This is a genomic window from Rhizobium sp. BR 362, assembly GCF_036528765.1.
Classification (GTDB): domain Bacteria; phylum Pseudomonadota; class Alphaproteobacteria; order Rhizobiales; family Rhizobiaceae; genus Rhizobium.
Genome location: NZ_JARWGH010000044.1, coordinates 26,306 through 34,428 on the forward strand (window position 1 = coordinate 26,306; position 8,123 = coordinate 34,428).

Genomic DNA, 8,123 nt, shown 5'->3' on the forward strand with positions numbered 1-8,123 from the left:
ACGCATTGCCGCCATCGCAATTGAGTTCTATGGTCAGGGCGTGCATGGTCCCTCTCACCTCGAAGATCATGGTCGGGAGCGCACGTGGCCGTTTCGGACGCTCCGGTCCGATGTGGCTCGATCAAGATATATGCCGGTCGCGATCGTCAGGCGGCCGCCTTCTCGTGGATTGCTGGCAACTGCGATGTCTCGAGTTTACTATGGAAGCAGGGAGCGGTGTCATGGCCAATACCCAGAAGATTTCATTGGAGATTAAGCAAAGGCTCGTGCAACTCGTCGACGAGTTGACGGCTCAGGGCGCCGACCGGTCATTCGTGCTTTCAACCCTCGCTGACGAAGTCGCGATGCTTCGGGAGGCTGGTTACCCGGAACCGCTGCGAGCATCAGGGAAAGGGGTGGAGGAGGAGCCATCCAACGACTGGCCTGCAGCAGACGGTAGATGAAAGGTTTTTGGAACGAGCGTTATCCGAGGCAACCCGTTGTCGGCGGATTAGAAGATGAAGTCGTCAGCAGCTCACCGAACATGGGAACAAAATTCGCCCTGATCCGTTCCTTTCTTTAGAACTTGCATTACCGCAGGTTCACTTCCGAACTCGGCCCCGTTTACCGCGGGGCTTTTTTTGATCTTCGAAGTCTCCGACTAGTGGCCGCGTAATCCACGAGCAAATAAAAAGCCCCTATCCGGTTAGAGATAGGGGCAAAGTTACTATGAAGTGCTCGATTTGAAATCGTCGGAGGACTTCCGACCTGTTTGAATTAGAACACGATAATGTCGTGGATGATATACGCCCTCCAGCTTGCGCCATGCGGCCTTCGGCATGGTGCCTACTCCTATGTACGGAGGTGGCTTTACCGCAGAGCCTTGCCAGTGTTTCCCGAGGCGCTCTTCGTCGCGCTCACGCAGAGCAGCTTCTGCCGGTCGTCTCCGGGCACGATGCCTGGTCCCGGCTCTATGGTTAGCATGGTGAAGGCTTGTCCGACCCGCTTGGCCGGTTGCAATTGGCACACACGCGGCTACCCTATATCAGCCCACGCTACCTCAGTGACAGAGAGAAGACCGGGAGCAAGTCATGTGCCGAAATATAAAACCCCTTTTCAATTTCGATCCCCCAGCGACGGACGAGGAGATTCATGACGCCGCTCTCCAGTTCGTGCGTAAGGTGAGCGGAACGACGAAACCGTCGAAACGCAATGAGGCCGCGTTCGAGCGGGCCGTGAGTTCGATAGCGGCATGCGCGCACGAACTGCTCGATTCGTTGGAGACGTCGCAACCTCCTCGCGACCGTGAGGAAGTGGCGGCAAAGGCGCGCGCGAGAACGGCGACCCGGTTCGCGTAGACAAACCCGCCTCCAATCGTGGTTTATGACGGCAACGGCCGTGCCTACTTGTGGCGCATGGGCGCAATAGCGCTACCGTCAGTCGAGTACGACGCCGGTTTAGAATCCGATGCGCCAATTGCGAAATTGAGTGTCATTACCCGCTCGCGCGGTAATATTATCGATTGCAAGGGCGCTCTTCCTGAGCACGCCACTCCTGCACGAGCTGCCGACGGTTGCGCGGGTAGCGATCTTCCAAGAATTCGGCCTTCAGGATGTGGTCAGCTTGGAAAATGCGAAAGTCGCAGCGCAATTCGCACCAGCCGGCAATATATCGGTTCGATTCAACGAAACCGATCATAATCGGCCATATGGTCCGCTCCGCTATGGTCCGGCTTTCGTCTGCGTAGGATGCGCATCTTGCGCTGGTCGCGCAATGCGCGTCGAGCCTGCGCCAGATCGAGTACCGATGCGCCTTTGTCGATACGACCAACATAGAGGGCATTGTCGTCCAAGGCACGGCGCATGTCGGGCGAAAGAACCCCGCTGATTTTCGCGAGTGCGTTTTGCACGGCATGCGCCAGAGTATCATCGGTCTGATGGCTGACCCATTGCGCACCAGCGACAAGTGCCTGAAGTTCTTCTTCGGTGAAGGAAAGCGGCGGCAGAAGGAAGCCTGGGCGCAATATGTAGCCGACGCCCGGCTCGCCAACGATGTCGGCGCCCATCGCTTGCAGTGTCGCGACGTCGCGGCGGATGGTGCGCAATGATACGCCAACTTCGCGCGCCAACACCTCGCCGGATACCGTTCCGCGGTAGCGGCGAAGCACTTGCAGGAGATCAAATAATCGATGACTTCGTGACACGTTCAATCCATTGCGACGGGGCCCTTTCCGGCAAGCCTTCTTCCCGAATTAAGAGCGGTGATCAGTTGGACAGCTTCGCTGAGGGGCACGATTTCGGCTATAGGAAGTCGAAATTGCTCATCTTTGGCTGCGTGAGCAAGCTTATTGAGAATCTCAGGCTTCGGTGTGCATATGATGACCTTCAATCGCCGATCGAACATCGCGCGGATGAATTTCCTGGTGATGGATTGAGATCCAAGAATATGCCCTTCTCGCGCAGAAGGCCAAGCCCGATCGCGATCGTCATCGTGGCGGCCGTGTCGTAGACCACATCGAAACCCTCGCGAATCTCAGACAGATCGGTTGTGCGATAATCGAAGATGGTTTGAACACCGAGGAGGCGTGCACGCTCCATAGCCGCTGCACTGCAACTGCATGCTTCAGGCGGTGCAGAGCCCGGGGACGGCCACCTTGTGGAACAGGTGAGGCCGGGCCACAACCGAAGGAGGGTGAGCTTTCAGCCTCTCCTGAAACTCCGGATTCTTGAAGGCATCGCGCCATGCGGCCGCGCTGTCGAAGACAGCATAGTTGATGTAGGTCGGGCTCTCACCGAGCGCGCGGTGCAACTGGGTCGAAATGAAACCGGGCTGGCGCTTGATGAACAGGGAATCTTCGGTCCATGCGGCCAGGAACGCGGCCTCGTCGTCGGGCGCCATGGTGCAGAGATTGATCATCACGATGGGGCCTGCATCGATATCGATCTGACGGGTTACTGGGAATGTGGGATCAAGCGGTTCAAACCGTGGCATGTTTCAGATCCTTCTCGCGGACAAGACATCCTGGTCCGGTAGAAGCTACTTCGCATACCCATGGTGACAGTTTCTGGCACCATTCTTATGGTCAATCTGACCGCTGTTCTTGCTTGGTCGAAAACGCTGCCAAGCATGTCGCTTGATGTTCCCCCGTGAAGCAGACCCTGTCACGGGCAGCTTTGGTTTCGGGACATGGCGACCAACCATTCCGGAAGCCCTCATTGATTAGCCATGCTCATAAGCCCATGCGAATTGTCATGCCTAATCGAGCTCCGGCAAGCGCGCTATATTCAATGAGACTTGCAAAGGGCTGTTTAATCGGGAGCGCTGGTTGCTCCTCTCGGATGTATGGGCTCGCTGCGCCCGACCGTCACGGCAAGACCTTGGCTGGACAACCGAAGATCAGTCCGGCGACGTCGTGTGGTTGCTGGCGAACAATTGACGAAGGATGGCAATGAACTGGTCACAGGATGAGCTTGCGAAGATCGATCAAGCGGACGATCTGAAGATCGCACCATTTCGCGAAGACGGCGCCACTTATGGCACCCCGACATGGATCTGGGAGGTGGTGGTCGACGGCGATCTCTATGTGCGCGGCTACCATGGTCAGACGTCCCGCTGGTATCAGGCTGCGGTCCGCCAGAAGGCCGGCCGGATCATCGCGGCCGGCATGACGCGGGAGGTCGTCTTTGAGCCGGTGGACGGGCCGATCAACAACCGCGTCGACGATGCCTATCGCGCTAAATATGGCAAAAGCCCGTATCTGGCGCCCATGATCAGTGCCCGAGCACGCGCGGCGACCGTGAAGATTGCCCCGCGAGAGGAATCCTGAGGGCCAGACTGGATCATATCACGGTCAAGGGCGCGTAGTCGCCGAGGGCAGAGCGCTTCATTCGCTTCTTGATGATGTTTGGCCGTCCAACACCAACTCCACAGAAGGAGACGCAACATGATCAAGCGCAAACTGGGCGAAGGCCTTGAGGTTTCCGCCTTGTCGCTTGGCGCCATGGGTTATGGCAAGGCGCGCGAGCTTCCCGACCGGGCGGAAATGATTGCCCTTCTTCGCAATGCGGTCGAACGCGGCATGGATTTTTTCGACACGGCCGAGGTCTATGGGCCGTGGACCAATGAGGAGATGGTGGGCGAGGCGCTCGCGCCGGTCCGCGACAAGATCAAGATCGCCACAAAATTCGGCTGGGATATCGATCAGGAAACCGGCCAGCATCGCGGCGGGGTCAACAGCAAGCCGGCGCAGATCCGACGCGCTGTCGAAGGCAGCCTCAAGCGCTTGCGAACGGATCATATCGATCTTTATTACCAGCATCGGGTTGATCCGGAAGTGCCGATGGAAGACGTCGCGGGGACGGTGAAGGATCTGATTGCCGAAGGCAAGGTGCTGTGGTTCGGCCTGTCCGAAGCCGGCGCCCAGTCCATACGGCGGGCACATGCGGTCCAACCGGTTGCCGCGCTGCAGAGCGAATATTCCCTATGGACCCGCGAGCCGGAGCCAGAAATCATCCCGACGATCGAGGAACTCGGTATCGGGCTCGTTCCTTACAGCCCATTGGGCAAGGGATTTTTGACAGGCAAGATCGATGTCAACACCACGTTCGATAATTCGGATATTCGAGCGGACATCCCACGTTTCTCCGAGGAGGCGCGCATCGCCAACCAGAAGCTGGTCGATCTGATCCGCAAGATTGGCGAGAAACATGGTGCGACGCCGGCGCAGGTCGCGCTAGCCTGGCTTCTGGCACAGAAGCCCTGGATTGTTCCTCTGTTCGGCACCCGCAAGCTGGAGCGGTTCGAGGAGAACATCGGCGCGTTGAATGTCGCTCTGGATAGGGCCGATCTCGACGAGATCGAACAAGCCAATATCGCCATCGAGGGCGCCCGCTATCCCGAAGCAATGCTGCGCCGTTCGGGCCTTTAGGGATCATTGGCCTGAATGTCAGGCCGCTGCCACAGCCGGCATGCGGCACGTCTCCACGAATATCGCCAAAGGTCGGCAAAGCCGCGCTCGCGCGGATGGACAGGCGTCCGATGCGATGCGCGACAAATAGCAAACCGGAAGGAATGTCAATGAAACGGATCTTAGCGGCCACGGCGATCTCGCTCACCATGGGTGAGCCTGTCTTCGCTCAGGAAGGAACGGGTGGCGGAGGTATGCCACAAACGGCTTCGTCATTGTTGGTCAACGACATCCGCTCCGTTTCGCCGGCTCTTAGCCGGTATGCCGAAGAAGACGTGATGGGGAACCTGTGGCAGCGACCGCAGCTCTCGCGCCGCGACCGCAGCATTGTCACGCTCTCGGTCCTGATCGCCCGAAACCAGGCTGTCGATCTGAAGCACTATGTAAATCTCGCTCTCGATAACGGTGTCACCCCAAGCGAAGTCTCAGAGACCATCACCCATCTTGCCTTCTATTCAGGTTGGTCGAACGCTATGTCTGCCATCGCCGTGACGAAGGAGGTGTTTGCCGCACGAAATATCGCGGCCGATCAACTCCCAGCGGCCTCCCCGCAATTGCTGCCTTTGAATGAAGACGTGGAGCAGCAGCGCGCCGCCGCCGTCGAGAAAAATGTCGGACAGATTTCGCCGGGACTGGTGCTGTTTACGACTGACCCGTTGTTTCGCGATCTTTGGCAGCGGCCGGGTCTTGCGCCGCGGGACAGGAGCCTTGTGACTGTAAGTTCGCTCATCGCCTCTGGGCAGAGCGCCCAGATTACTTATCACCTCACCCGCGCGATGGACAACGGTCTCACCGCCGAAGAAGCCGGAGAGGTCGTTGCCCACACCGCCTTCTATGCCGGATGGCCAAATGCTTTCTCCGCCTCGGCCGTCGTCGGAGACGTACTGCGCAATCGGGCGAAATGAGGCTCCGACAGCATGCGAGCGAAGGCGAACGTGATCCGGCTGATCGCTGCTCCAACCTTCGTCGCTACCTTTTCGTAATGGCGTGCTTTATAAATGGGCACCTGGTTATGAGAGGGGATCATGAATGGAGCGGCAGAACGTCAATGATTTGATGGTGTTCCTGCTGGTCGCGAGAGAGCGCAGCTTCACGAAAGCGGCTGCCAAATTCGGCGTTTCGCAGTCGGCGCTCAGCCATACGATCCGTCAGCTCGAGGAGCGGCTGGGTGTGCGGCTTTTGACGAGGACGACGCGCAGTGTCTCGCCGACGGAAGCCGGCGAGCGGATGCTGGAGAGCATCGGTCCGCTTTTCGACGAGATCGGCACGGCGATCGATGGCCTCAGCACATTGCGTGAAAAGCCTGCCGGAACCATCCGGTTGACTGCCGGCGACTATCAGATCCAGCATTACATATGGCCGAAGCTTCGCAGCTTCCTCCATCAATACCCGGACATCAGGCTTGAACTCGATGTTAATTACGGTCTGCAGGATATTGTCAGAGATCGTTATGACGCGGGCGTGCGTTTTGGCGAACAGATCGCCAAGGACATGATCTCCGTCAGGATAGGGCCCGATGTGCGCTTCGCCGTCGTCGCCGCCGAATCCTACTTTGCGTCTCGGGATATTCCCGCGCACCCGAAGGAGTTGACCTTGCATCGCTGCATCAATCTTCGACTTCCAACTTATGGCGGCCTTTACGCTTGGGAATTCGAGGAGAATGGACGAGAGATCAAGGTCAGGGTGGACGGACAGCTCGTCTTTAACACGATCTATAATGTTCTCGAGGCGGCTCTCGACGGCTTTGGTTTCGCCTACGTTCCGGAGGATATTGCCAAGCCCTATCTCGAAACCGGGCGCCTGCATCGGTTTCTCGAAGATTATTCGCCCTATTGGGAGGGATTTCACTTGTTTTATCCCAGCCGCCGTCAAGCCTCTCCGGCTTTTTCCCTTCTTGTGAACGCGCTACGTCAGTCAACGTGATTGGCGACCTAAGCGGCCTCCTGACCGAAGCGCTTCGGCAATTCGCTCGCAAGAGCGTCGATCGCCAGCCTGGAACGCAATGGCAGATGCTGCGCTGCCGGCCAGACCGCATAGGCTTCCACCGTGGCACTTGGCCTGTCCGCCCAGAGTTCGACCAGATTGCCAGCGCGTATGTGATCGCTAACGAGCCAATGGGGCTGCCAAGCAAGCCCCATGCCCTCGACCGCGGCGTCCGTGATCGCCTCCAGGTCATCAAAACGCAGTCTCGATGTGACGGGCACATCAACGAGGTTGCCGGACAAATCGGGAAGCCGCCAGGGCAGCGCATAGTCGTTGCGCCAATAAACGAGCATGTCGTGATCCCCTAAATCGGTAAGGCAGTGCGGCTGTCCGCGTGCCGCCAGATAGGCCGGAGAGGCACAAAGCGCCTTGCGTTGGCTGACGAGGCGCCGAGCGCGCAGAGATGTTCCGTTGCCGAGCGCGCCGTTGCGAACGGCAAGATCAAAACCATCGGCGATCATATCGACTTGGCGATCATTGAAGCTGAGTTCGAGCTCAAGCTTCGGGTGCTGGCGAGCATAGGCACGCAGGATGGGCGCGACGCAATAGCGGCCGAACAATACGGGCAGCGATACGCGAAGTTTACCGACGACCTCGCGCCGTCCAGTTTCCAGAAGGGATTCGCCCGTGCGCAATTCCTCGATGGCACGCAGGCAGCGCTCGTAATATTGCTGGCCGTCTTCAGTCAGACATTGCGTGCGGGTCGTTCGTTGAAACAGGCGAACGCCAAGTCGCTCTTCCAGGCGCGCGATGGCCTTGCCGACCGCCGAAGGCGTGAGGGAAAGCCGATCGGCAGCGCGTTTGAAGCCCCCAGCTTCGACCGCTTCCACGAAAACTTCTATCCCGTCAAATCTATCGCGCATGGCGAAACCTTTTCAGAGGCTTTCTATGCTGTGATTGCGGAATTCGAGGAAATAAACAAGTGAAAAACAATCGCCACTGCTGAATGTCATTCTACTGTAATGAGGAGATCAGGCAAGTGACGTTTTCAGGGCGATTAAGGTCAATCGACCCAAATCGGCCGCCCGTCATGTGCATTCTCGTTGCAGGAAGGCGATCGAGTTGTTGATTTCAATCGTATACGACAGTGGCTTCGGTCACACCGCGCGCGTTGCCGAGGCAGTGGCGGCCGGGATTGGCGAAGTAAAAGGGGTTGAGGCGAAACTCATGGCCGTCGCGGACGGCCCCATGGACT

The 8,123-nt window shown here is 58.1% G+C and carries 9 protein-coding genes and 1 pseudogene; 6 read left to right on the forward strand and 4 right to left on the reverse strand.

Features of this window, described 5'->3' with window-relative positions; translation table 11 throughout:
• Positions 1-221: 221 nt before the first annotated feature.
• Entirely contained in the window at positions 222-443 is a 222-nt protein-coding gene (locus QDY28_RS27930) for a hypothetical protein (protein WP_331384545.1), read from the forward strand.
• 627 nt (positions 444-1,070) lie between these two features.
• A complete protein-coding gene (locus QDY28_RS27935; RefSeq protein WP_331384546.1) occupies positions 1,071-1,337 on the forward strand; it encodes a DUF2277 domain-containing protein in 267 nt (88 codons plus the stop codon).
• A gap of 157 nt (positions 1,338-1,494) precedes the next feature.
• On the opposite strand, the pseudogene QDY28_RS27940 reads toward QDY28_RS27935, so the two are convergent.
• The 3 genes and pseudogenes from QDY28_RS27940 to QDY28_RS27950 form a co-directional block, all read right to left on the reverse strand.
• Positions 1,495-2,188, reverse strand: a pseudogene (locus tag QDY28_RS27940) (helix-turn-helix transcriptional regulator).
• Between the two features lie 175 nt (positions 2,189-2,363).
• Entirely contained in the window at positions 2,364-2,576 is a 213-nt protein-coding gene (locus tag QDY28_RS27945) for a hypothetical protein (RefSeq protein WP_331384547.1), read from the reverse strand.
• A gap of 25 nt (positions 2,577-2,601) precedes the next feature.
• Entirely contained in the window at positions 2,602-2,970 is a 369-nt protein-coding gene (locus tag QDY28_RS27950; RefSeq protein ID WP_331384548.1) for an antibiotic biosynthesis monooxygenase family protein, read from the reverse strand.
• Positions 2,971-3,427: 457 nt separating this feature from the next.
• Between QDY28_RS27950 and QDY28_RS27955 the strand changes: the two genes are divergently transcribed.
• The 4 genes from QDY28_RS27955 (at position 3,428) to QDY28_RS27970 (ending at position 6,868) form a co-directional block, all read left to right on the forward strand.
• Complete coding sequence (locus tag QDY28_RS27955) at positions 3,428-3,805, forward strand: DUF2255 family protein (RefSeq protein ID WP_331384549.1); 378 nt, start codon at positions 3,428-3,430, stop codon at positions 3,803-3,805.
• Positions 3,806-3,922: 117 nt separating this feature from the next.
• Positions 3,923-4,906: an aldo/keto reductase gene (locus QDY28_RS27960; protein ID WP_331384550.1), complete on the forward strand. Its 984-nt coding sequence runs from the start codon at positions 3,923-3,925 to the stop codon at positions 4,904-4,906.
• A gap of 149 nt (positions 4,907-5,055) precedes the next feature.
• The gene (locus QDY28_RS27965) at positions 5,056-5,850 is read left to right on the forward strand and encodes a carboxymuconolactone decarboxylase family protein (protein WP_331384551.1); all 795 of its coding nucleotides are present in this window, start codon (positions 5,056-5,058) and stop codon (positions 5,848-5,850) included.
• 124 nt (positions 5,851-5,974) lie between these two features.
• Positions 5,975-6,868: a LysR family transcriptional regulator gene (locus tag QDY28_RS27970; protein ID WP_331384552.1), complete on the forward strand. Its 894-nt coding sequence runs from the start codon at positions 5,975-5,977 to the stop codon at positions 6,866-6,868.
• A gap of 8 nt (positions 6,869-6,876) precedes the next feature.
• Here QDY28_RS27970 and QDY28_RS27975 read toward each other — a convergent pair whose 3' ends face one another.
• Positions 6,877-7,791 carry a LysR family transcriptional regulator gene (locus QDY28_RS27975; protein ID WP_331384553.1) on the reverse strand — a complete coding sequence of 305 codons (915 nt, stop codon included), beginning with the start codon at positions 7,789-7,791 and terminating at the stop codon, positions 6,877-6,879.
• Positions 7,792-8,123: the final 332 nt, after the last annotated feature.

What these genes read in the sequence shown, in the direction of transcription:
- QDY28_RS27955 (WP_331384549.1), top strand. Translation starts at nt 3,428, where the DNA reads ATGAACTGGTCACAGGATGAGCTTGCGAAGATCGATCAAGCGGACGAT.
- QDY28_RS27935 (WP_331384546.1), top strand. Translation starts at nt 1,071, where the DNA reads ATGTGCCGAAATATAAAACCCCTTTTCAATTTCGATCCCCCAGCGACG.
- QDY28_RS27970 (WP_331384552.1), top strand. Translation starts at nt 5,975, where the DNA reads ATGGAGCGGCAGAACGTCAATGATTTGATGGTGTTCCTGCTGGTCGCG.
- QDY28_RS27960 (WP_331384550.1), top strand. Translation starts at nt 3,923, where the DNA reads ATGATCAAGCGCAAACTGGGCGAAGGCCTTGAGGTTTCCGCCTTGTCG.
- QDY28_RS27965 (WP_331384551.1), top strand. Translation starts at nt 5,056, where the DNA reads ATGAAACGGATCTTAGCGGCCACGGCGATCTCGCTCACCATGGGTGAG.
- QDY28_RS27930 (WP_331384545.1), top strand. Translation starts at nt 222, where the DNA reads ATGGCCAATACCCAGAAGATTTCATTGGAGATTAAGCAAAGGCTCGTG.
- QDY28_RS27945 (WP_331384547.1), bottom strand. Translation starts at nt 2,576, where the DNA reads ATGGAGCGTGCACGCCTCCTCGGTGTTCAAACCATCTTCGATTATCGC.
- QDY28_RS27950 (WP_331384548.1), bottom strand. Translation starts at nt 2,970, where the DNA reads ATGCCACGGTTTGAACCGCTTGATCCCACATTCCCAGTAACCCGTCAG.
- QDY28_RS27975 (WP_331384553.1), bottom strand. Translation starts at nt 7,791, where the DNA reads ATGCGCGATAGATTTGACGGGATAGAAGTTTTCGTGGAAGCGGTCGAA.